Here is a 25,365-nt window from a genome sequence, read left to right on the forward strand (position 1 = left end):
TTATTAATAATAGGCAATAGCCGGCTCTTTCAGCTTGGGGTTCTCAACCGTTTCTGACTGGGGAACGGGCAGAAACAACTGGCCGGCGGAACTCAATACCACTTTCAGGCTGTTGATGGTGCCGTTGTCGTTGTAATTGCCTCTCTCCTGTTTGGATATCATGTCTTTTGCTTTTTCAAAACCCTGGCGTTGTATATCGAACCAGTAATCGCCTTCAAAAGCAAATTCCACTTTCCGTTCATGCAGCAGCTCGTCTTTTGTAAGGCTGGTTACAGCAGGCAACTGAGCCCGGGTATGTACGGCATTGAAAGCTGCCAGCGCTGTAGCATCGGAGGTAGAAGTACCACTGCCCATGACGGCTTCCGCATAAATGAGCAATACATCGGCATAACGCAGTATGTAGGTGCACATGCTGGTATGCGGACCATTCACCGGCTCATCGGCCCTTTTAGGACCTACAATGTATTTCTGTACATTGGAGCGGGTGGGCGTTTTTATTTTGAAATCATTGGTTTGGGCAGTGGTGGTATCATACATAAAGCCGGTGGGAAAGTTTTCATTGATCCACGCTGCTTTTGTAAATCCATGCTGCATAACCGACCAGTCGCGCCTTTTATCGCCGGTTGCGTAACCGGTAGCAGGGTCCAGCATATCTATGGAAGGCACACAGGCTGAATAACCATCGGCAGTGGTGGGTTTGGGTTTCAGCAAGGGTTGCGGTCCCAGGTATTGCTGGTAAGGGTTACCTCCGTTCCAGCTCATGGAAGCCTGCCATTGAAGGGCGAACAGTGACTCTTTGTTGTTATTGGCTTTGGAAGTGGAGAACATGTACTGGTAATCGTCCATCAATCCTATTGTCCCGGAAGACGTAGCATAGTCCATTACTTCTTTCGCCTTTGCTTTGGCATTGTCATATTCTTTGTTGTAGAGGTACAATTTAGCCATGAGCCCTTTGGCGGAATATTTGGTTACACGGCCCGGCTGATAAGGTTCAGCAGGCAGGTTGGCTTCTGCAAACTGGAGGTCTTCCAGTGCAAAACGTAATACATCTTTCTGGAAATAGCGGGGCACTGCATATTTACCGGGCGCGGTGAGTGAAACGGGGTCTTCCACAATCGGCGCATCACCGAAAGCGCGGGCAATGTAGAAATAGGCAAATCCCCGGATGAACCTTGCTTCTGCGATGCCCTGGGTAAGGTAGGCGGCCTCCCCTGCTTTGGCAGCCTTCTGTTCAAAGGTCTTTACCAGTACAGCAGCATTACCGGCAGCCTTATAACAGGATTTCCAGGTAGCGCCTACCAACCCGTCGGTACTTTGTACGTTGAAGTTGTAAAAGGTCTTGTAGTTATCGTCGCGGGTGTACAGGGTACCGCCCATAACATCGCCCACATCAATAAAGGCTTTGTCAAACCAATCGCCCCATACAGAATTGTACAGGATGCCTGTAGCGCCGTTGACCTCATCGGCATTGTTATAGTAGTTGTCGAGGGTTGGACTCGTTTGGGAAGGATGGTCCAGGAATGATTTTTTGCAGGAGGTGACGATGCAACCGGCTGCGAGTAATGATATGATGAGTTTTGATGTCATAATAATTAGCTTTATTAACGATTTAATGTTATGGTTCGTGAGGACACGAACCATTGCGGACACGAACCATGGCGTTAGAATTCAATGTTTGCACCGATGGTGATGGTCCTGGGATTGGGATAGTGCCCGTCATCAATGTTCATGCGGGTAACATTGTTGTTGAGCGAACCCAGGTCGGGATCATAACCGGAATAGCCGGTAAAGGTGTAAACGTTCTGGGCTGATACATACAACCGGGCACTGGCAATCCTGGCCTTGCCAATGAGGTTTTTCGGCAGGTTATAGCCCAGCGACAGGGTTTGTATCCGCAGGAAAGAACCATTTTCCACAAAACGGTCGGACACCCGGAAGTTGTTATTGTGCCAGGGGTTGTACCTGGGCAGTACGCCATTGGTGTTGTCGGCCGTATACCTGTTCAGCACATCAGTGCTCTGGTTGTTCCAGGGGTTGGTCAGTGACTCGGTGTGGCGGCGAACGATGTTGTATATTTTAGCACCCACACTTCCATAAAGGAATACGTTCAGGTCAAAATTCTTATAGCTTAGGGTGTTGTTAAACCCAACCGTGAATTTGGGATTGGGGTTGCCGATGAACTCCACGTCTTTGTCGTCAATGATCTTGTTGCCATCAAGGTCTTTGTACATTACATCACCCAGCCAGTATGTTTTCATGCCTACAGGCAGTCCCCAGTTGGTGCCATTGTTCAGTTGGTCCATGGTCCTGAATAAACCATTGGTCACATAACCATAGAAAGCGCCCACGGGCAATCCTTGTTTGGTAAGGGTTACTACCGGATCATTACCGGAATAGTCTGTTTTAACGCGGCCTGTAATGGCTGCATCGGGTGTATTGAGGCGGTTGAGGATATTTTTGTAATGGCTGAAAGTGACGGTGGTTTTCCAGTTCAGGTCTTTGGTCTGGATATTATAGGTAGTTAAGGATATATCAATACCGGTATTGACCATTTCACCGTCATTGGCAATGGGTGTCCAGATATCATTCCAGTTGTTGGGGTTGGTTTGTTCACCCAGGCCGGAGAAGTCGCCCAGTTGGGTAGCCAGCAACATGTCGGTAGTGACCTTGCGGTACACGTCAACAGTGAGGTCAACCCGCCTGTTGAATAAAGTGGCATCCACACCGGCATTATAGGTGATCACAGATTCCCAGCCGAGGTCGGGGTTGCCCACGTTGCGGGGAATACCACCGGGACCGAAGGGGCCTTCCGTGAGCAGGCGGATATTGGTCGTATAGGAGTTGGCAGCTACGTTCTGGTTGCCTACAGCGCCAGCCCCTACACGCAGTTTGAGGTAGTTAAGCCATTTGACATCCTGCAGGAATGATTCATTGCTGGCCGTCCAGGATATGGAGGCAGCGGGGAAGTAACCTACGCGGTTGTTCTCACCGAAAGCAGAAGAAGCATCCCGGCGTATAGAAGCGCTGAGGGCATATTTTTCATCGTAGGTATAATTCAACCGGGCGAAGTAAGACTCCATGCTCCACTCGCCTGTTCCCGCGCCGATCTGTTCTCCGGAACCATTACCACCGGCGCCGGCAGCAAGCGATGGCAGGTTTAAGGTAAGGTTGGTGCGGTAAGCCTGTATGTTATCCCATTTAGAGTATTGCGCTTCATGGCCTGCTGTGGCATTGACCTGGTGCCTGCCAAAGCCGGTATTGTAAGTGAGATAGCTTTTCAGGGCCCAGTAATAGCTGTTGCCTCTTTCTTCGCGGAGGTGGCTGGGGCTCAGGATGATCTCTTTGGTAGCCTCGTTCTGTATAAAAGGCTGGTAGGCTTTGCTGCTGCTGAGGTTGAAATCATAGTTGACTTCATTGCGGAGCGTAAGTCCTTTCAGGATGGTAAGGTCGGCATAAAGGCTTCCGTATGCTTTGGACTGAATGGTCCTTACGTCCCGTAATTCAGCCAATGCAACAGGATTGCGTGAATTCCCAAAGGTATTACCACCAATGGTGGCCGTGGTGGCATAGGAACCATCGAAGTTGCGCACGAACGCTGCGGGGCTGTTGTAGAGCACTACGCTGGTCACCGCATCAAAACCATCAGTAAGGGCTATTTTCTGGTTGCTCCTGGAGAGGTTGGCGCTTACGCCGGCGCGCAGCCAGGTTTTTACCTGCTGATCGAGATTAAAGCGCAGTGCATAACGGTCAAAGGCAGAACCGATGATAATACCATCCTGTTTAAAATAGTTGCCGGAAAAATAGTAGTTGGTCTTTCCCTGCCCACCGGAGAAAGAAAGCTGGTGGTTCTGCATGAGGCCGGTACGATACATGGCATCCTGCCAGTCGGTGCCTTCGCCCAGCAGGTCGGGGTTCTTAAACTCACCAATACTATCCAGTCCATCACCGGCAGCCCTCACTTCATTGACGAGGGAATTACTGTAGCGGGCAAATTCCCGCAGGTTCATGATGGACAATTTTTTGGGTACGGATTGCCAGCCGTAATAAACATCGTAATTAATCTTCCCTTCGCCGGTTTTACCACGTTTTGTATTGATCAACACTACGCCATTGGCAGCCCTGGAACCATAGATGGCTTGCGCAGAAGCATCTTTCAGAATGTCGATGGATGCGATATCGTTGGGGTTCAGGCTGGCCAGCACACTCTGTCCTATCTGGCCCGAGCCCCCACCCAGCACGTTCTGTTCAAGACTGTTGATAGTACCACTCATGGGTACGCCATCAACCACATAAAGGGGATCGTTCCCGTTCACACTGGTAATACCGCGTACCCGTACGGATACGCCACCACCCGGTTGTCCGCCGTTGCTGGATACGGTCACCCCTGCTACCTTACCCTGGATGGCCTGGTCGGCGCCGGCCACTGGTATGTTTTTCAGGTCACGTTCTGTAACAGAAGAGATGGAAGAGGTTACATTGGCGCGTTTGGCAGTTCCGTAACCAATGACCACTACTTCATTGAGCTTTGAATCGGCCACGTTGAGGGTGGCCAGTACATTGGTCTTACCCTCGATGGAGATTTCCTGCGGGTTCATGCCCACATAGGTAACCACCAGTGTTTTGGCGTTGGCAGGAACGTTCATTTTAAAAGCGCCATTACCATCTGTAGTGGCGGAGATCTTGTCCCCTTTTACCCGTACCGTGGCATTCACGAGCGGCGCGCCATGCTGGTCGGAGATGATGCCGGTAATTGTTTTTTGTTGTGCAAAGGAGAAGGAGAAGGTGGATATGCATAGTAGTAGACATAGCAGTATCCGGGTGAATACTTTTTTTCTCATACAGCAAGTAAATTTGACCCAAATGTATTTTCACAATGAATATATGACAAGTACTTTTTTATCCATTTTCAATATTTTTTATAGCAAACAAGTATCACAACAAAGCTCTTAATCAACTAATACACGCTACTGTATTGCATTTCAGTGAATATTAAAACAATCTTAATAAATGATACTTTATTTACAATTCTTTGTATAAATTTGATGTATCACCAATATATACTCACCGCTATATGAGCAAAGCAGTAAAGAATGATATCCTGCGGGAGATCACTCCCCTTACGCAGAGCGACTGTTTCACCCTGTTTTCCCGGGTAAAAACGGAGTTTGATTTCCCCCTGCATTATCACGAGGAGTTTGAGCTGAATTTTATCGAGAACGCAAAGCAGGCACAACGCATGATCGGCGATCATATAGAAGAGATAGATGATATTGAGCTGGTGCTGGTAGGGCCCAATCTGCAACATGCCTGGTTTACGCATAAATGCAAGGACAAGGAGATCCGGGAGATCACGATACAATTCCACAAGGACCTGTTTGATGATAAGTTCCTCCGGCGCAATCAACTGAATTTTATCCGTACGATGTTTGAGAAATCAGTACGGGGCATTTTGTTTTCCAAAGATACCGCCCAGCAGGTAGCGCCACGTATTATTGAACTGAACCGCAAGCATGGCTTTGATTCAGTGCTGGAACTGATGTCTATCCTGCACGACCTTTCCACTTCCCGCAATATGCGCATCCTCTCCGACTCTTCGTTTAATACGACTGAACCATTCAGTTATAACAGCCGGCGTATTGAGAAGACGTTTGAGTATATGAACCAGAATTTTGATAAGCCCATTGCCCTGGGCGAGGTATCAAAACTGGCCAATATGTCGGAAGTAGCTTTCAGCCGTTTTTTCAAACAGCGCACAGGCAATACATTTATTGACAGCCTGACAGAGATCAGGCTGGGACATGCCTCCCGCATGCTGATCGATACGACCCAATCAGTAGCCGAGATTGCCTATCATTGCGGCTTTAATAACATCTCCAATTTCAACCGCATTTTCCGGAAGAAAAAGAGCTGTACGCCCCGGGAGTTCAGGGAGAGTTTTTCGGGGAGGAGGATTTTTATTTAAGGCAACGAGTTGAATACACGTTTGCTTCGATTTACTTTTGCTTCAATCCCTAATGCAGGGGTGCGTTCATTCTTCTACAAACTGGCGCCCTTTTTCTCAATTTTTTTGAATCGAAAGACAGAAGCCTACCTTTGGTTTGCGGGTTATCCCTAAAGTAATTATGGAAATGAAACTTAAGCCGTTCACAATTGCTATGCATGCCTTGGTCTGGGTGTTGCTGCTGGTCATTCCTTATGTTACAACCGACCAGGTTTTCAATTCGTTAGACCCTGCATCTGACACAAAATATCTTTTACTCTGTTTTGTTTTAAGCAGCGTATTGTTAATAATTTTTTACTTCAATTACTTTTTTCTTATTCCTAAGTTTCTGCTTACAAAAAAATACTGGCTCTATTTTTCGTCTCTGTTGCTGGCAATAGCATCCGTACTTTTACTTTCAGGGGTCATATTTATCTTTTCCGATTTCAACCCTGAAACATTAGGCAGGACAAATCCGGCTATTGAAAAAATCATTCCCGTAATCATCATCAATGCCCTTTTGTTGTGGCTCTTATCTATTGCATCATCTATTCTATGGGCAGCTTACAACAGGCTGAAGCAAACCGAAAGCGAAAAGCTTTCGGCACAAATTGCTTCTCTCAAATCACAAATCAACCCTCATTTCCTGTTTAATACATTGAACAACATTTACGCTACTGCTATTGACACCGCACCAAAGGCAGCAGACATGGTTGACAAACTTTCGGAGATGATGCGCTACACCATGAAAGACACACTACAGGACTTTGTTTTACTGGAAGATGAAGTCAACCATATCAACAATTTCATTGAATTGCAAAAGATACGCTTAGACAGAAGTGTGAAACTTGAATATTATAGCCTGGAAAATATCCCTGATTTTCAAATTGCTCCTATGCTGTTAATTCCTTTTATTGAAAATGCTTTTAAACATGGAGTAAATTCCGAACAAAAGAGTCATATCAAAATTGAAATGACAGTGAACAAGTCAGAATTTCAGTTAAGAGTACTAAATAATAAAGTGAATATTCAGAGAGAGATCTCTGAAAGAAGCGGGTTGGGAATTATAAACACAAACCATCGGCTGAATTTAATTTATCCTTCAAAACATTTGCTGGTTATTAATGAAACCGAAAAGGAATTTTCTGTTTCTTTACATATCAACCTACAATGATAAATGCCATTGCCATAGACGATGAGCCCTTAGCACTTACAGTGATCCAATCGTTATGCAACAAAAGTGGAAGTGTCAATCTGCAAAAAACATTCACTCAACCCAACGAAGCCTTAAAGCATTTACGGAAATTTCCTGTCGACTTAATTTTCTGCGACATACAAATGCCTTCCATGACAGGAATTAATTTAGTAAAGTCATTGCAGCAAAACACAATGGTGATTTTTACCACCGCTTTCAGCGAATACGCGGTCGTTAGTTACGAGTTAAACGCTATTGACTACTTACTGAAACCCATCAATCAGAAACGCTTTACACAAGCCATTACCAAAGCGCTGGAATACTTTGAGCACATCAATAAAAAAGGCCTAAGTGCAGATAAATACATATTTATTCGTGCCGATTTCAGTTTGGTAAAAATCCCCTTAGCCGATATTCTATACATCGAGGGATTAGCTGATTATCTCAAAATTCATATCAAAGACCGCAAAGCTATTGTGGCACGGATGCCCATGAAAGACATGATGGAGAAATTGCCTTCCGCTGATTTCATCCGTGTGCATCGAAGTTTTATTTTGCCATTCAACAAAATAGAGGCCGTGAGAGGAACAACAATTTTCATTGGAGACGCATCGTTTCCCATTGGAAGAACCTACACGGATGATTTTTTCAACCGCTATTCTTCTTAAGACACCTGCTCCCTTGGTAATGTCCCGATAGCTATCTTGAGTGGATGGGACATGTTCATTCTTCGCTTAATTCTTTCCCTTCTTCTCAGATTTTTTTTTGACACTTTCCCTGATTGCACATTTGTGGCTCATTCTAATTTACCTTATGTATAAGAAAATAGCAATAACCAACCTCCTCATTTTATTCAGCACAATGCTACTGGCACAGCAGAAATTCACCATAAGCGGAACAATAAGAGATAAGAAAAATGGCGAAACCGTAATTGGCGCTTCTGTGTATGTTAAAGACAACATGAGGGCAGGCGTTATTACCAATTCGTATGGATTCTACTCTATTACGTTACCCAAAGGAGAGTATACCCTGGTCGTTAGTCATACGGGTTTTGACAATGTGGAAGAACAAATTTCATTAACCCAAAACACCAAAAAAGACTTTGTAATGAATGAAAGTGGTAAAACATTGGGAGAAGTGACAGTTACAGCAAATAGTAACAGAGTCAACATCCATAAACCTGAGATGAGCACCGTTAAATTATCTATCGCAACCATCAAAAAAATGCCTGCAGTGATGGGCGAAGTCGATGTATTGAAGTCTATTCTGCAGCTTCCGGGCGTCACCAATGCCCAGGAAGGATCGTCCGGATTTAATGTAAGAGGTGGTTCAGTTGACGGGAACCTTGTATTGCTAGATGAGGCAGTGGTGTATAATACCTCACATTTGTTCGGGTTCTTCTCCGTTTTTAATTCCGATGTCATCAAAGACCTGAAATTGTATAAAGGAGGCATTCCGGCAAATTTTGGCGGACGTATTTCTTCGGTGCTGGATATTTATCAAAAGGAAGGAAACAATAAAGAGTTCCGCTTAAACGGCGGAATAGGAGCAGTGTCCAGCAGATTGTTGGCCGAAGGTCCGATTGTGAAAGAGAAAAGCTCATTTGTGGTTGCCGGAAGAGCTTCCTACGCACATCTTTTCCTGAAAATGGCCAACGAGCCTAATTCTGCCTATTTCTATGATTTGAACGCAAAACTGAATTATAAGTTGAACGATAGAAACAGCCTTTATTTATCAGGGTATTTTGGAAAGGATAATATGAATTTCAACAACGCCCTGATGAACGATTATGGCAATGCGCTTTTTAACCTAAGGTGGAACCATATATTTTCCGATAAATTGTTTTCCAACGCATCATTCATTTACAGCGATTACAATTATGGATTACAGATAAAATTCGCAGGCATTGACTGGAAGTCGGATATCAAAAACTACAATTTCAAATACGACTTCAAGCATTACCTGTCAAACAAACTGAATTTGAGCTACGGGCTCAATTCCATTTACTACCAGTTCAATCCCGGGACCATCAATCCTTTTGACAAAAATTCGCCCGTCAATCCGGATCAGATTGCCAAAAAATATGCCTTCGAAAACGCATTGTACATCAGTGCCGAACAAAAGCTTTCTGAAAAACTCTCTTTTAACTACGGACTCCGGTACAGTTACTTTCAAAGGTTGGGGCAGGAAGTTGTAAGTACTTATGCCAATAACCAAGCCGTAGTTTTCAATCCGGAACTACAGATTTATGAAGAAGGAGCGCCAACGGGGGCCATCAGCTACGGAAAGAACAAAAGAATTGCAAGCTTCGGAAATATAGAACCTCGTTTTGCAGCCGTATATTCTTTTAACAGCAATCAGTCCGTAAAGGCAAGTTATAACCGGATGAGCCAATACATCCATTTAATTTCCAACACCGCATCTGTTTCTCCGCTTGATATCTGGGCGCCCAGCGATCAATATTTAAAACCGCAGATCCTGGACCAGGTGGCGTTGGGTTATTTTCAAAATTTTAAGGGCGGCAAATATTCACTGGAGGTAGAAACCTTCTACAAAAAAATAAAAAACAAGGCAGATTATATTGACGGTGCAGAACTCATTGCACACAAAGCCATAGAAAGAGTAATGCTAAACGGCGAAGCGCGGGCTTATGGTTTGGAGATTTTAGCCAGAAAAAATACCGGCAAACTAACGGGCTGGCTTTCTTACACCCTTTCCCGGGCAGAACAAAGAACACCGGGGAGAAATGCAAACGAACCTGGAATTAATAATGGAGAATGGTACCGTGCCAATTATGATAAAACGCATAATCTATCGCTAACAGCAGCTTATCAGCTTACTAAGAAATGGAGTTTCGGTGGAATTTTCACTTATCAAACGGGTAAGGCAGCGACGTTTCCCATTGGAAAATATCAATACCAGGGAGTTACGATTGCCAACTACGGAACAAGAAATGAGAACTCTCTACCGGCATATCACCACCTGGATGTATCCGCAACCTATACACCAAGACCTGATAAACAAAAGAGATGGAAAAGTGAATGGGTTTTCAGCATTTACAATATTTACAACAGGGGAAACGCCGCGGCACTCAACTTCGGACAAAATACAGAAACAGGCAAAAGTGAAGCCAGAAGAATGTCCATATTCGGCATCATTCCAGGCGTAACCTACAATTTTAAATTCTAACTTCTAAAGATTATACGATGAGAATATTGAAGAACTATTTGATCATGGCAAGCTGCTTTTTAGTGATTTCGTGTGAAAAAGTTATCAAAGTAGAGCTGGATACTGCAGCGCCAAAACTAGTGATAGATGCATCTATTGATTGGGTAAAAAATACTTCGGGCAACGAGCAAAAAATAAAACTCTCGACTACTACGGCGTATTACAATGATGAATTTCCGGCAGTTTCAGGCGCCAGTGTTGTGGTAACCAATTCGGCAAACACCGCTTTTGATTTTGTAGAGAATCCCGGCACCGGCGAATATAGGTGTAGTAATTTTCAGCCGGTAACAGGAGAAACCTATACGTTGACCATTTCTTTGAACGGCGAAACCTACACCGCTACCGAAACACTGATGGCTGTACCGGAGATCGGGGACAACATAGAACAAAACAATACCGGAGGAATGGCAGGAGACGAAGTGGAGATCACCTACTATTACCAGGACGACGCATCACAGGCAAATTACTATCTCTACAGCAACAAAATTCCGCATATAGCTTTTCCTCAATACGCTGTTGAAGAGGATGAGAACAGCCAGGGCGGACTAACACCGGTGTATTATTCCCACAAAGATTTAACCTCCGGAGACCTGGTGAATATAAAACTGTATGGAATATCAGGAAGGTATTATGATTATTTCAGAAAGCTGCTCAACGCATCCGGCAATGACGGCAGCCCCTTTGCAACAACGCCCACAGCCGTTCGTGGCAATATCGTAAACCAGACAAATAGCAAAAATTTTGCTTACGGGTATTTCAGACTGTCTGAAGTAGCTACCAGGGATTATACAATAAAATAATTCACTATAAAGCTATGTCCTGGCACTACAGGAAGTGGGTGATTCATCCTGAAATATAAAAAAGCCCCCGCTGGGCGGGGGCCTGACCTATTGAGGTGTTTCCATCTCAATTATTCCTATGTAAGTTTTCATCAGAGTTCGAAAATCAACTGATCATCGCGATTTTCCACATGGATCTTTCGCAGGAAATTGTCATAACCCTCTTCATCATCATGACTACTCGCAGCACCATAGGAATCGAGGGTATAGCCAATCAGCCCATCCTTGGCTTCGATAAGGTACAGTACAGATGAATCATCGGGATTGGATTCTCCTTCAAAACGGAATGTTTTAATGATCTTCAGGTCTTCCGGCTGGTATGTCTTCCCCCTTCCGGCTGAAAAACCTTCGGGAGTCCAGCGGAACTCATTGTCTTTCTTGTCCAGTCGTAATTTTTCCATCACCTGCATCAAAGATGTCATTTGATCTGGTCTGTTCATGGTGTTTATTTTTGAGGCGAGTGGCCAATCATCTCCGGCCACTTGCTGTTGGTATGTTTTCAAAAGCTGTGCCATCAGATATCTGCGGGAGGTCTCCCCGCCGGCGCTGATATTGAGTGCGCAGGTGCCCGGAGGTGGATAGAATTGTATAGATAAATCCCCGGAATGGGGTAAAGGAGGCTCCTTATTGCCTTTATGCCTCTATGCCTTGTCGCCTCGTTCTTACGATTTGCCGGTTTGTACGTTGAATACAAAGCCTACACCGTATACATTGCTGATGCTGATGTAGTTTGATTTACTGAGGTATTTCCGGAGGCGGGAGATGAATACATCGAGGCTGCGGCCGAGGAAGTAATCATTCTCGCCCCATAACCGGGTGAGTATTTCTTCCCGCTTTAGAATCTTGTTCTCATTATTGAAGAGGAATTCCAGCAACTCAGACTCCCGGGGCGTCAGTTCTATTTCCCGCTGGTTGCCGATTATTAATTTGAGGGAGTCTTTGTAAAACTTTACATCGCCACGTTCAATGAGGGCACGGTTGACTGTTTCCTGGTGACCGCTATTGCGTTTAATGATGTTCCGGATGCGCAAAACCAGTTCATCAATATCAAATGGCTTGGCAATGTAATCATCTGCCCCGATCTTCAATCCATATAAGCGGTCGGCCCGTTCATTGCGGGCTGTTAAGAACAGGAAGGGAGTGTGCTGGTCTATTTTCATGATCCTGTTGGCCAGGTCGAAGCCATCCATCTCTGGCATAGACACATCGAGGAGCAGGATATCATATTTACCGGGATTGGCGCGAAATTGTTCCAGTGCGGTTTTGCCATCCCGGCTCCAGTCTACGGTAAAGTCCATGATCTCAAGGTATTGTTTGACGACATTACCTAAGTCAATTTCATCCTCTACGAGTAAGATTTTAGATTTCATGTTTGGATCATTAAAAAGCCAGTGGTAAGTGGCGAGTAGCGAGTGGGCTCAAACCACTAGCCACTTGCTATTTACCACTCGCCGTTTTCAGGTCAGCGGTATTGTAATGGTGAATATACTCCCCGCTCCTTCCCGGCTTTCGATGTCTATTTGCCAGTGATGCGCTTCAATGGCCTGCTTCACGTAATATAAGCCCAATCCCAATCCTTTTATCTCCCCATTCAATAGTTGCGTATCCCTGTAGAATTTGTCAAACAGGTGCCGCTGTGTTGCTGCCGTCATGCCGATGCCATTGTCGGCAATACGTACCAGTATATTCTTTTTGTCGTTCACCGTGGCAACCGTTATTTCCTTTGACTCCTGCCGGTTGTATTTGATGGCATTGTCGAAGATGTTCAATAGTATGGTAGTGAACCAGAACGGATCGAGCGATACCTCATCCCTCACTGCATTCTTCTCCAGGGTCAGCACGACCGGCACGCCATTGAGCTTGAGTTTATAATCCAGCAATATTTCATCCAGCAAGTGATGCAATGATCGTGTTTCCTTCTTGAGGGTGAGCTGGCTCATGCTGGTAATGTCCAGCACCTGGGTAATGAGTTTTTTCAATCTGTCCGACTGCCGCTCTATGACCTCCGTCAGCGGTTGCACCGTTTCCCGGCTTACGTTCACTTTATCATTCTGCAGGGTTTTGTTGGCCACAATGATGGCCGCCAGGGGTGTATGGAATTCATGGGTGATGCTATTGATGAAATCCGACTTCATTTCTGAGAGCTTCTTCTGCCGTATCCAGTTGCGCAGGGTGATGAAGAAGATCAGTACGACAACGAGGATAGAAAAGAGTGATAAGGCGAAGGTAGGCATCATGCGTTGCAGGATGGCTATTTTACGGTGTTTGGTATCTACATAAAAGCTATAGGCGATGCGGTAGGTACGGTCGGCCACACCACCTACTGAAACGGTGACAATTTTGTTGTTCTCATTGACATGCTTCAAGTCTCCACCCAGCCATAAACCGGATGGGCGCTGCAGCGAGTCGCCAATGCGGGGATAGCGTTGTTCTTTATTATAAATAGAAATGAATTGCCGCTTGCCGAAACTCACTTCCAATATGTCTATGCACAATCCATACGCCAATTCTGTACGTATAGCATGTTTTTTCCGGGTGTAGGCCAGCAGGCTATCCATGTTCTCTGCCCGGCGCAGTACACGGACTGTACTATCGAGCAGGTATTGTGTAAAGGCATTGAACGCCCGTTCATCAGAACGGTATAGCTGTTCCATTTTATTGAGGTTATTGTAGATGGCGGTATCCAGGATCTTCGCGCCACCCGGGAAGATGAGGTCGGATTGCACACTGGTGCTGTATTCTTTTTTGATGAGCTCTTTTTCCTGGATATAGTATTGCTTGTTCTTGAGTTCATAGGTATTGTACACCAGGAAGAACTGAACGGCTGAGAGGATGAGAAAGCTCAGCACAGCAATAATCTTATGAGCAGTGATGGTGTACTTCATTAATTATGGTTTCCTGCTTCCGCAGCGTCCCCTGCGGGAGACACTGCGGGGAAGTTTATGGTGTACTTCATTTGAAAAGCATTAAAGATAATATGTATCCGGCTGAGAATGCTGATCATTTAATATCCGTTAACAATTCGTTTGACTTCCGTTGACAAGCGCGGGATTAATTCCCTGTTAATTTTATTCACAAGCGAGTGGCAAGTGGTAAATGGCGAGTGGGCCTGTTAGTCGCCACCGGTGTTTGGTTATTATTTCTAAACCTGATATATGCAGCATATTATCCGTAAGACATTTGTCTCATTGATCCTGTTACCCGTCTTTTTACAATCCTTACAAGGTCAGACGACAACGAATGCCCCTGTTGCATCCAAAATGGACTGGTGGCGTAAAGCAAGGCTCGGCATGTTCATTCATTGGGGCGTATATGCTGTTCCGGCCGGTACGTATAAAGACAAAGCCATCGGCGGATTGGGGGAATGGATCATGCATGACGCCAGCATTCCCCGCAGTGATTATGAGCAATATGCCCAACAATTCAATCCCACGAAGTACAACCCGGAAGCCTGGGTGCGTATGGCCAGGGAGGCCGGCATGAAATACATTGTGATTACAGCCAAACACCACGACGGCTTTGCCCTGTTCAACTCGAAAGCCAGCGACTGGAATGTAGTAAAAGCCTCCCCATATGGTAAGGACCTGCTGAAACCACTGGTGGAAGTCTGCCGCAAACAAGGCATGAAGCTGGGCTTTTATTATTCCCAGGCCAATGACTGGTATAATCCCGGAGGTGCTGCAGCCCGCGGCCATTGGGACAAGACCCAGGAAGGCAGCATGGATAGGTATATTGACCAGGTAGCCGTGCCACAGGTGCGTGAGCTATTAACACAGTATGGCGATGTGGTAGAGCTGTGGTGGGACGTGCCTACCGATATGAACAACGAGCGGGCTGCCAGGCTGGACAGCTTGCTGTCGCTGCAACCGGGCATTATCACCAACGACCGGCTGGGCGGCCATTACAAAGGAGACATCTCCACCCCCGAACAATATATTCCTGCCACCGGTATAGAAGGGCGCGATTGGGAAACCTGCATGACGATGAATGATACCTGGGGCTTTAAAACAAATGACCATAACTGGAAGAGCTCCGCTACCCTCATCCGCAACCTGGTGGATATTGCTTCCAAAGGCGGCAATTACCTGCTGAATGTAGGTCCCGATGCAGCAGGCGAATTCCCTGCTCCAATTGTGGAAAGACTAAAAGCGATCGGCCAATGGACTAAGGTAAATGGCGAAGCTATTTATGGCACCACTGCCAGTCCGTTCAAATTATTACCCTGGGGACGCGCCACCAAACGGGTAGAAGGTAAGACCACCACCATCTACCTGCATGTATTTGCCTGGCCGAAAGATGGCCAATTACTGGTACCGGGTTTAACCAGCACCATACAATCGGCCAGGCTTTTGTCTAACCGCCGTGCACTGGCCGTGCAGACCAGTGAAGAAGGACTTGTTATTAAGGTACCCACCACTCCACCCGACCCCGTGGCCTCGGTAATAGAACTGAAAACACAAGCACCCTTAACCATTCAACCTTTTTCCATTCAACAACAGAGCAATGGCTCCCTGCTCCTGGGCGCTGAGATGGCGCATATCCATAATGAAAAAGGGGAAGCCAGCGCTATGACGGAAGGCGATTGGGAAGCCCGCAATATTGGTTACTGGACCAGCGCCCGTTCCTGGGTTTCCTGGGAAGTAGTGATCAATAAACCCGGCACATATACGCTCACTGCTGTTGCGGGCACGCCGGCCAGCTCCAGCAGGTTCAGTGTACAGGTGGGTACACAAACATTGGAAATAACCCTGAACAGCACAGGAGATTATAACCATTACACAGCAGTAACGCTGGGCAAGATCACGATTGACAAGGCAGGCAGGTATACAATCGCTATCCGCCCGGACCAACAGGGATGGAACGCGATTAATTTAAGACAGATCAGGTTGATATAACAATTCTCCATACATCAAAACTAAAGACTGCTATGAACATGTACTGCTACGTATTCAAAAGGACCAAACCCATCCTTTTGTTATGCTTATTGCTCGCGGCTGCGGCAGGTTCCTTTGCTCAAACGAGCGAGATCGTTGTAAAAGGAACCGTACGCTCCGACACGGCTGTGCTGGAAGGCGTGACGATCGCCTTGAAGTCGGACCCAAAAGTGGCCACCCGCACAGATGTGAAAGGCAATTATTTTATTAAAGTGCCTTCCAACGGCACGCTGGTATTTTCTTTTGTTGGTTTTACTGCCCAGGAGGTGGAGGTGAAAGGAGAGCCTGTGATCAATGTGGTATTGAAAGCGGGTGAGAAAGCAATGGAAGAAGTGGCGGTGGTAGCTTATGGCACCCAAAAGAAGAAAAGCATAGTGAGCGCCGTAACTACGATCAACCCCAAAGAGCTGAAAGGACCTACGAGCAACCTGACAACGATGCTTGCCGGTAAGATATCCGGCATTATTGCCTACCAGCGCAGTGGCGAGCCGGGCAAGGACAATGCCAGCTTTTTCATACGGGGCGTTACCACGTTTGGCGCCGGTAAGGTAGACCCGCTGATCCTGATTGATAATATGGAATCCACCGCCAATGACCTGGCGCGCCTGCAGCCGGATGATATTGCCGGGTTTTCTGTATTGAAAGATGCTACCGCTTCTTCGCTGTACGGCGCCCGCGGCGCCAATGGCGTGATCCTGGTGACCACGAAAACAGGGACAGAAGGAAAGACAAAGTTTAGCCTCCGTGCTGAAAACTCCACATCGAGCAATACGAAGAATTTCCGGTTTGCGGATAATATCACGTATATGAAGCTGGCCAATGAGGCCCTGGTTACCCGGTACCCGTTAAGAGCGCCCCTGTACTCGCAGGAGAAAATCGCGCTGACAGCCGCCGGCGCCGATCCTTTGTTGTATCCCAATAATAACTGGCTGAAGATGCTGATCAAGGATTATACAAATAACCAGCGGTATAACCTGAATATGAGTGGCGGCGGCAAGATCGCCCAGTATTATGTTTCCGGTACGTATAATGTAGACAATGGCGTACTGAAAGAGAACGGGCTGAATAATTTCAACAGCAATATTAAGCTGCGCAGCTACCAGATCAGGTCGAACGTTACGATCAATGTGGCGCCCACCACGGTGGCCAATATCCGTGTATCCGGACAGTTTGATGATTATAATGGTCCGGTAGGTGGCGGCGGCAATATTTTTGACCAGGCGTTGAAGAGCAACCCGGTGATGTTCCCGGCCCTGTACCCTTCCTCTTTCCTGCCGCGGCTGAACCATCCCTTGTTTGGCAGCGCCCTCGATGCCAATGGCGCCCGGTATAATAATCCTTATGCCAGTATGGTATCGGGCTATGAGCAATCCAATACTTCCACCATGACTGCCCAACTGGACCTGCGGCAGAACCTGAATTTTATTACGCCTGGTCTTTCGGCGCGGTTGATGACATTTACGCAACGCTATGCTTCTTTCAGCCTTACCAGGGCTTATTCCCCGTTTTATTATTCATTATCCTATTCGCCTGATGGCAAAGACCCGGTCCTCTCTCCTATTAATACGAATGGTACAGAATACCTGGGTTATGTACCGGGCGCCAAGATACTGAACACGGTTTCGTATCTCGAAGCAGCGGTGAATTATACCCATAGCTTCGGCGATCATGATGTATCGGGCATGCTGATCACCACGATGCGGAATTACCTGACGGCTAATTCTACCGTGGGCGATCTGCAGAGCTCCCTGCCCTACCGTAACCAGGGTGTATCCGGCAGGTTTACGTATGGATACGATAACCGGTACCTGGCTGAATTCAATTTCGGTTATAATGGTTCTGAGCGCTTCTCCAAAAACAACCGGCTGGGCTTTTTCCCTTCCGGCGGACTGGCCTGGAATGTACACAATGAAAAGTTCTTTGACCGTCTCTCGGATGTGATCACGCTCCTGAAACTGCGTGGCACCTATGGCCTGGTGGGCAATGACCAGATCGGCAGCGCCAATGACCGCTTCTTTTACCTGTCGCAGGTAGCGATGAATGACCCCAATAAAGGAGCTGTATTTGGCGAAAACTTTGGCACCTCGCTAAATGGTGTTACGGTGGAACGCTATGCCAATACGTCCATCACCTGGGAGAAGGCCTATAAAACGAATATTGGGCTGGATGTACAATTGAGGAACGGCATTAATCTTACCGTGGATGTATATCGTGAGCACCGGAAGAATATCCTGATGAGCCGTGCCTATATACCCGTCTCTATGGGGCTGAGCGCGCCTATACAGGCGAATGTAGGGGAAGCAGAAGGCAAGGGCATCGACCTGCAGATGGATTATAATAAATCATTCAACAATGGGATGTGGCTGCAATTGCGCGGCAATTTCACGTATGCAGCGAGCAAACTGCTGGTGAATGAAGAACCCATTTACCCCACACCCTGGAGCAGTAAGGTGGGTTATTCGCTTTCCCAGCGCTGGGGGCTGATCGCTGAGCGGCTGTTTATAGATGATTATGAAGTGAAGAACTCTCCCCTGCAGGATTTTGGCATGGTGAGCGGCGGCGATATTAAGTACCTCGACCTGGATGGTAATAATATTATTGATGGCAATGGCGACCAGGTACCCATCGGTTATCCTGAAACGCCGGAGATCGTGTATGGGGGCGGTTTTTCTTTTGGCTATAAGAGTTTTGACGTCAGCGCTTTTGTACAGGGATCGGCCCGCAGCTCCATTTTTATCAATAATGATGCTATACAGCCCTTCAAAAAGAATAGTGGATTTGAAAGCGGGCTGCTGAATATCATCGCTGAGGACCACTGGTCGGAAAGCAACCGGGATGTGTATGCCTTCTGGCCCAGGTTGAGTGACAGAACGATCCTGAATAATAGCTGGACCTCTACCTGGTGGATGCGCAACGGCGCTTTCCTGCGCCTGAAATCGGTAGAGCTGGGTTATACTTTACCCAAAGCCTTATTGAAGAAGTTCAAACTGTCCAATGCCCGTTTTTACCTGAATGGCAACAACCTGTTTGTGATCAGCAGCTTTAAGCTGTGGGACCCGGAGATGGGCAGCAATGGCCTGGCCTACCCGGTACAAAGGGTCTATAATATTGGTGTGAACCTCAGTTTTTAATTTTTTATTACTACAGCATGCAACACAATTATAAAAAGTCATCATACCTGCCGGTCCTGTTCCTGGCAGGTATGATGGGGCTCAGCTCCTGTGAGAAGTTCATAGATGTGGTACCGGATAATGTGCCCACTATTGACAATGCTTTCAGCATTCGCACAGAAGCAGAAAAATACCTGTATACCTGTTACTCCTATCTGCCCAATGAAGGCCAGTATAGCGGCAATCCCGGGTTTGGCGCCGGTGATGAGATATGGCAGGACCTAAGTTTCAGCACGATTGATCCTGCGCCCATGCAAATCGCAATGGGCCTGCAAACAGCCGGCAGCCCGATGATGAGTACCTGGACTTCCCTGTATGCAGGTATACGGGACTGTAATATTTTCCTGGAGAATGTAGATAAGGTGGTAGACCTGGAGCCTTATATGAAAACACGGTGGATCGGAGAAGTTATTTTTCTAAAAGCGTATTACCACTGGTATCTCTTAAAGATGTATGGCCCCATCCATATTGTTGATAAGAACCTGCCCACTGATGTAAGCGCCGAAGCAGCCAAGATTGCCCGGGTGCCGGTGGATTCTGCTGTGAACTATATCGCCAACCTGCTGGACTCCGCTGCTAAGTTACTCCCCCCGGTGATCCAGGCAAGGACTACAGAGCTGGGCCGCGTAACGGCACCCATTGCCTTATCGGTGAAAGCACGCCTGCTGGTGACAGCGGCCAGTCCATTGTTCAATGGCAATGCCGATTATACCGGTTTTAAGAACCACGATGGCACGCCCCTCCTTAATACCACGTACGATAAACAAAAATGGGTCAGGGCAGCAGCAGCCTGCAAAGCCGCTATCGACGCTTGTCATGCAGCGGGTATTACACTCTATAAGTTTGACGACCACCTGGCCAATCTTACCGATGCCCTGAAGATTGAAATGAGCATCCGCAACAGTGTGTGTGAAAAATGGAATGAAGAACTGATCTGGGGTTCTTCCAATAGTCGCACCGATAAATATATGCAACGCCTGGCCTGTCCGAAGCTGGACCCTTCCCGCATCGGCAACCAGGACCCGTTGGGACAAATGGCGCCCACGATCAAGACCGTGGAGCAGTTTTATTCAAAGAATGGCGTACCGATCGAAGAAGACAAGGAGTACGATTATGCTAACCGCTATACACTGCGCACGGTATCTGCCGCAGAAGCGGAAAGGATGCAATTGGGTTATGAAACGGCCATACTGAATTTTGACCGGGAGCCCCGCTTTTATGCTGATGTGGCTTTTGACGGCGCCAAATGGTTTATGCAGAACGGCACCTGGAATATACAGGCCCGCTGGGGGCAGAACCAATCACAAAAGAATGTATTTGGTTATTCTGTAACCGGCTATTTCACGAAGAAAACGGTTAGCTGGAAGTTTGTGATCAATGAAGGACAGAGCACTTCTACAGAAGACTACCCCTTCCCCTTGTTCCGCCTGGCCGACCTGTACCTGCTGTATGCCGAGGCGCTGAATGAAGCAGAAGGCACTGCCAATCCTGCTGTGTATACGTACCTGAACCTGGTGCGGGCAAGAGCCGGATTAAAGAGCGTAGAGGAATCCTGGAGCCTGTATTCCAAAAATCCTTCCAAATACACTACACAAGATGGATTAAGGGCCATTATACAACAGGAAAGGCTGATTGAAATGAGTTTTGAGGCCAGCCGCTTCTGGGACCTGCGCCGCTGGAAACGTGCTATTGAAGAGCAAAATAAAGTGATCCTGGGCTGGGATATTGCACAGGCGGGTCCGGCCGGTTACTACCGTACCAGGCCTTTGTGGAGCCAGACTTTCCAGGTAAGGGATTACCTGTGGCCAATTCGCAGCAGTGATATTCTTGTTAATCCCAAATTAGTGCAGAATCCAGGTTGGTAGAAGAGCGGCGAGTGGTAAATGGTAAGTGGCCAGTGGGGCTTTTGCTGCGGCTTGCCAACTAATCAGCTCACTCGCTACTCGCCACTTACCACTTGCTTTCACTTACTCAATATATAAAACGAAAACATGAAACGATTCTATATATTATCTATAATAACGCCGCTCATCATCATGAGCGCCTGCAAAAAAGAGGAACACGCATCCCTGTATGCAGCAGGGAAAGTGCCCGATCCGCTCACCAGCACGGCCGTAAAGAACCTGCCCGGCGCGGCTGAGATCACTTATTCATTGCCACACGACAATACGATCCTGTATGTGAAGGCCGAATACGAACACCAGCCCGGCGTAAAAAGGGAAGTAAAGGCCTCCTATTATACCAACCAGTTGACCGTGGATGGCTTTGGCGATACACTGGAACATGAAGTGAAGTTGTTTGTAGTAACCAGAAGTGAGCAGGTGTCTTCGCCGGTAACGGTCAAGGTGAAGCCACTCACCCCACCGGTGGTAGCGGTGTTTACAAGCCTCTCTGTCACGGCCGACTTTGGCGGGCTGCGCATTGCTTATACGAATGATGCCAAAGCCGATGTGGCTATTTATACCCTTGCCGCCAATGACAAGGGCACGATGGAACAGGCGCACGTGCATTACACTACTTTACCGGCCGGCACTTATACCATGCGCGGGTTTGACAGCTCCGCCCGGCAATTCTCCTTTTTTGTGCGGGACAGATTTGGCAATATCTCCGATACATTAACCGGCATTTATAAGCCTTTGTATGAAAAGCCGCTTGACAAAGCCCTGTTCAGAAAGGTGCAATTGCCTACTGATATTGGCGATGACTGGGGCCTTCCCATGGAGAATTTGTGGAATGGCTCTTATACCGGTTTCTGGGATATGTTCCATACGCAAACAAAGCCCTTCCCCCAGTGGTTCACGTTCGATATGGGCATCACCGTAAAGCTGAGCCGCATGACGGTATGGCAACGGCAAACGCCTGCACAGGACTGGATCTATAATGCCAATAACCCGAAGAAGTTTGAGATCTGGGGCGCCAATAATCCCGACCCCGATGGCGGCTGGAATAACTGGACGAAGCTGATGGCACATGAGGTGGTGAAGCCTTCCGGATTGCCCCTTGGCCAGGTAACACAGGATGATATTGCAGCGGCCGTGAAAGGAGAAGAACTGACGATACCACTTGACAAACAGCCGGTGCGGTATATCCGCGTCAAGGTGCTGGAAACTTTTACGAATTCAGCTACCAATATTGCAGAGGTGTCAATATGGGGGCAACCTTAGAAGAGGCAACGAGGGACCGCAGCGTCCCCTGCGGGAGACACTGCGGGGAAATCGTAGCGAGTGGGATTTATTAACCAATACTTTCAACTTATCAGTATATGAAACATATCAAATTGATGATAGTCCTGCTGGGAATGACGAGCGCTCTTGTATGGGCGTCGTGCAAGAAGCAGGATGAATGGAAAAAGTACCTGCCGGAGCAGCCAAAGGTATATCCTGGTATGGCGGAGGCCATTACTACTTATCCAGGCAATAACAGGATCAAGCTTTCCTGGCTATTGGTGTCAGACCCTACGATCACCAGGGTCACCGTGTTCTGGAACAATGGCCATGATTCTGCCAGTGTTGCTGTCAACCGTCAGCAAGGTGTAGATACCGTCAGCATTATTATAGATAAGCTGCAGGAGACTTCTTATACGTTCAGCGTATTTACGTATGATAAAGAAGGCAACAAATCGGTACCTGCCTATGTAACCGGCCGGGTGTATGGCCCGAAATACCAGAGCACACTGCTGAACCGGGCGCTGTTGAGTGTGAATTATTCCGGCGATAGCAAGCTGCTGACGATTAACTGGGGCACTGCTGATACGGTAAATGTGGGCACCCAACTCTGGTATACCGACGAAGCCGGCATTGACCAGACCCTGCTGATTGACGCCACTACTTTCAGCACGATCATTCCCTGGAAGGTGGGCACGAAGATCTGGTACCAATCGGCCTATAAACCCTCGGCCAAAGCGATAGACACGTTTACGGTCAATAATAAAGATTCGATTTCAGTCAAGAACGTGCCGGTACCTAAAGCTGCGTGGACAAAGGTAGACCTGCCCAATGATGTGGCCGGAAACGCCTGGGGCACCAACCTGAGCTGGATCTGGGATGGCAAGGGCGCTGATTACCCCCAGATCTACCATACCGGCGGCGAAGGCATACCCCATCATTTTACGATTGACCTGGGCGCTTTGTATGACCTTACGAAGTTTGAGAATATCGGCCGGGTGAATAGCAATCCTTATCATAACCCTACAAAGTTTGAAGTATGGGGCATTGCTGATATCACGAATGCCGCCACTACCCTTCCCGGCAGTGATCCCGGCTGGAAAAATGAATCCATCGCCAAAGGCTGGACATTACTGCAGGAGATTAACAGGCCCGACAATGGTACGGCGCCTTATAAGGTAGACCTGCTGCCCGGTATTCCCAAAGTGCGCTATATCCGTATCCGGGTGCTGGAAACGATTGATCATGATCCCGACAGCCATATGAGCGAGATCTCTTTCTGGTATAATCCGTAAAGTCCGAAACCGGTTTCGACCTCCATTTTAATAAACCTATAAATAATAAATAACTTCATCATTCCTAACAAAGACACTATGCGCCACACAAGAACAAGAAGACTTGCGTTACTGTATCTGTTTATCTGTACCACTATGTTGCCAAACCTGGTAAAAGGGCAGCCGGCCAAACCATCACCTGGTAAGGACCTGGCGGCCCTGCAACAGGCTTTTGTTGATCTCCGCTTCGGCATGTTTATCCATTTTAATATTCCGACGTATATGGACCAGGACTGGGCCGATCCCGAAGCCTCCCCTGCCATTTTCAATCCCACGAAACTGGATTGTAACCAATGGGCCAAAGCAGCGAAGGCCGCCAATATGACTTATGGCTGTCTGACCACTAAGCACCACAGCGGTTTTGCCATCTGGGATACGAAGACGACTGATTATAATGTAATGAACAGCCCTTTTAAGAAAGACGTGGTGAAAGAGTATGTGAATGCTTTCCGGGCCAACGGGCTGAAGGTGATGTTGTATTATTCTATCCTCGACACACATCATAAGTTGCGTCCGGGACAGATCACCCAAAAGCATATTGACATGGTGAAAGCCCAGCTTACAGAGCTGCTGACGAATTACGGAGAGATCAGTGCGCTGATCATTGACGGGTGGGATGCTCCCTGGTCAAGGATCTCCTATGATGATATTCCGTTCGGGGAAATGTATACCCTGATCAAATCCATCCAGCCCAATTGCCTGGTGATGGACCTGAACGCCGCCAAGTATCCTGCCGAGGCACTGTATTATACAGATATTAAATCCTACGAACAGGGTGCGGGCCAGCATATTTCCAAAGAAAGCAATAAGCTGGCTGCCTTGTCGTGCCTGCCCATTAATGATAACTGGTTCTGGAAAACATCTTTCCCTTCCAGACCGGTGAAAGAGCCGGCGAAACTGGTAAACGATAATATTATCCCTTTCAATAATGCCTATTGCAATTTCATTTTGAATGTAGCGCCCAACCGCGACGGACTGATTGACGAGAATGCGGTAGCTGCTTTGAAGGAGATCGGCAAGCTGTGGAAACACCAGGGGCCTACACAAAAGCTGCCTGCTGCTGATGCGCCTATTATTGCCCACAATATGGCGAAACACCAGGCTACCAATTCCAGTTGGAGTGATGATATGTGGATCATGGATTTTGCCACGGACGACGATTTTGGCAAGCCCTGGATATCCAATGCCACGGTAAAACAACCCTGGTTCGAAGTGGATTTTAAATACAGCCGGCCATTTTCTGCTATTGTTATTGCAGAGGCAGGAAGAAGACCGCGCATTAAGAAGTACAGGCTGGAATATTATGCGGATGGCGCCTGGAAGCCGATCGTTGCGGGCGAAAATACCGGCAAGATTAAGGTACACCGCTTTCAACCCGTTACCGGGGAGCGCGTAAGGATCCTGATCGATGCTTTTGATGCCCCTCCACAGATTGCAGAGTTTGGTGTATTTAATGAAAAATAGTCTGAACCACGATTTATAGGATTGAAAGGATTCACAGGATATTAAAGCAGGCTTAGC

Annotated in this window: 16 protein-coding genes; 11 read left to right on the forward strand and 5 right to left on the reverse strand. The window is 47.2% G+C overall.

All coding sequences use genetic code 11. The features are described from left to right. Positions 1 to 3 precede the first annotated feature (3 nt). Positions 4 to 1,587, reverse strand: coding sequence for a RagB/SusD family nutrient uptake outer membrane protein (locus HB364_RS30595; protein ID WP_167292253.1), 1,584 nt, complete (start codon positions 1,585 to 1,587; stop codon positions 4 to 6). Between the two features lie 74 nt (positions 1,588 to 1,661). Further along, positions 1,662 to 4,838 (reverse strand): SusC/RagA family TonB-linked outer membrane protein, encoded by a 3,177-nt coding sequence (locus HB364_RS30600; RefSeq protein ID WP_167292254.1) that lies wholly within the window; start codon positions 4,836 to 4,838, stop codon positions 1,662 to 1,664. A 233-nt stretch (positions 4,839 to 5,071) separates the two neighbouring features. On the opposite strand from HB364_RS30600, the gene HB364_RS30605 reads away from it, so the two are divergent. The 5 genes from HB364_RS30605 to HB364_RS30625 all read left to right on the forward strand — a co-directional run bounded on the left by HB364_RS30605 (position 5,072) and on the right by HB364_RS30625 (position 11,203). Beyond that, positions 5,072 to 5,962, forward strand: a complete 891-nt coding sequence (locus HB364_RS30605) for a helix-turn-helix domain-containing protein (protein ID WP_167292255.1) — start codon at positions 5,072 to 5,074, stop codon at positions 5,960 to 5,962. Positions 5,963 to 6,122: 160 nt separating this feature from the next. Beyond that, on the forward strand, positions 6,123 to 7,154 hold the full coding sequence (locus HB364_RS30610; RefSeq protein WP_167292256.1) for a sensor histidine kinase: 1,032 nt from the start codon (positions 6,123 to 6,125) through the stop codon (positions 7,152 to 7,154). Continuing rightward, a complete protein-coding gene (locus tag HB364_RS30615; RefSeq protein ID WP_167292257.1) occupies positions 7,151 to 7,843 on the forward strand; it encodes a LytR/AlgR family response regulator transcription factor in 693 nt (230 codons plus the stop codon). The genes HB364_RS30610 and HB364_RS30615 overlap by 4 nt, the downstream gene beginning before the upstream one ends. 145 nt (positions 7,844 to 7,988) lie before the next feature. Next, positions 7,989 to 10,364 (forward strand): TonB-dependent receptor, encoded by a 2,376-nt coding sequence (locus HB364_RS30620; protein WP_167292258.1) that lies wholly within the window; start codon positions 7,989 to 7,991, stop codon positions 10,362 to 10,364. A gap of 17 nt (positions 10,365 to 10,381) precedes the next feature. Beyond that, entirely contained in the window at positions 10,382 to 11,203 is an 822-nt protein-coding gene (locus HB364_RS30625) for a DUF4249 domain-containing protein (protein ID WP_167292259.1), read from the forward strand. 131 nt (positions 11,204 to 11,334) lie between these two features. Here HB364_RS30625 and HB364_RS30630 read toward each other — a convergent pair whose 3' ends face one another. From HB364_RS30630 to HB364_RS30640, 3 genes are all read right to left on the reverse strand, one after another. Beyond that, on the reverse strand, positions 11,335 to 11,682 hold the full coding sequence (locus tag HB364_RS30630) for a hypothetical protein (protein WP_167292260.1): 348 nt from the start codon (positions 11,680 to 11,682) through the stop codon (positions 11,335 to 11,337). 222 nt (positions 11,683 to 11,904) lie between these two features. Continuing rightward, on the reverse strand, positions 11,905 to 12,612 hold the full coding sequence (locus tag HB364_RS30635; protein WP_167292261.1) for a response regulator transcription factor: 708 nt from the start codon (positions 12,610 to 12,612) through the stop codon (positions 11,905 to 11,907). Between the two features lie 87 nt (positions 12,613 to 12,699). After that, positions 12,700 to 14,127 (reverse strand): sensor histidine kinase, encoded by a 1,428-nt coding sequence (locus HB364_RS30640; RefSeq protein ID WP_167292262.1) that lies wholly within the window; start codon positions 14,125 to 14,127, stop codon positions 12,700 to 12,702. A gap of 270 nt (positions 14,128 to 14,397) precedes the next feature. Here HB364_RS30640 and HB364_RS30645 point away from each other — a divergent pair, with 270 nt between their 5' ends. The 6 genes from HB364_RS30645 (at position 14,398) to HB364_RS30670 (ending at position 25,308) form a co-directional block, all read left to right on the forward strand. After that, the gene (locus HB364_RS30645; protein ID WP_167292263.1) at positions 14,398 to 16,137 is read left to right on the forward strand and encodes an alpha-L-fucosidase; all 1,740 of its coding nucleotides are present in this window, start codon (positions 14,398 to 14,400) and stop codon (positions 16,135 to 16,137) included. 32 nt (positions 16,138 to 16,169) lie between these two features. After that, entirely contained in the window at positions 16,170 to 19,307 is a 3,138-nt protein-coding gene (locus tag HB364_RS30650) for a SusC/RagA family TonB-linked outer membrane protein (protein WP_246228666.1), read from the forward strand. Positions 19,308 to 19,324: 17 nt separating this feature from the next. After that, a complete protein-coding gene (locus HB364_RS30655; RefSeq protein WP_208420158.1) occupies positions 19,325 to 21,211 on the forward strand; it encodes a RagB/SusD family nutrient uptake outer membrane protein in 1,887 nt (628 codons plus the stop codon). Between the two features lie 126 nt (positions 21,212 to 21,337). Then, positions 21,338 to 22,510, forward strand: coding sequence for a DUF5000 domain-containing lipoprotein (locus HB364_RS30660; RefSeq protein ID WP_167292264.1), 1,173 nt, complete (start codon positions 21,338 to 21,340; stop codon positions 22,508 to 22,510). Between the two features lie 98 nt (positions 22,511 to 22,608). Further along, positions 22,609 to 23,805 (forward strand): DUF4998 domain-containing protein, encoded by a 1,197-nt coding sequence (locus HB364_RS30665; protein ID WP_167292265.1) that lies wholly within the window; start codon positions 22,609 to 22,611, stop codon positions 23,803 to 23,805. A gap of 135 nt (positions 23,806 to 23,940) precedes the next feature. Beyond that, a complete protein-coding gene (locus tag HB364_RS30670; protein ID WP_246228667.1) occupies positions 23,941 to 25,308 on the forward strand; it encodes an alpha-L-fucosidase in 1,368 nt (455 codons plus the stop codon). The last annotated feature ends 57 nt before the right edge of the window (positions 25,309 to 25,365 follow it).

The sequence above is a fragment of the Paraflavitalea devenefica genome (genome assembly GCF_011759375.1).
GTDB lineage: Bacteria > Bacteroidota > Bacteroidia > Chitinophagales > Chitinophagaceae > Paraflavitalea > Paraflavitalea devenefica.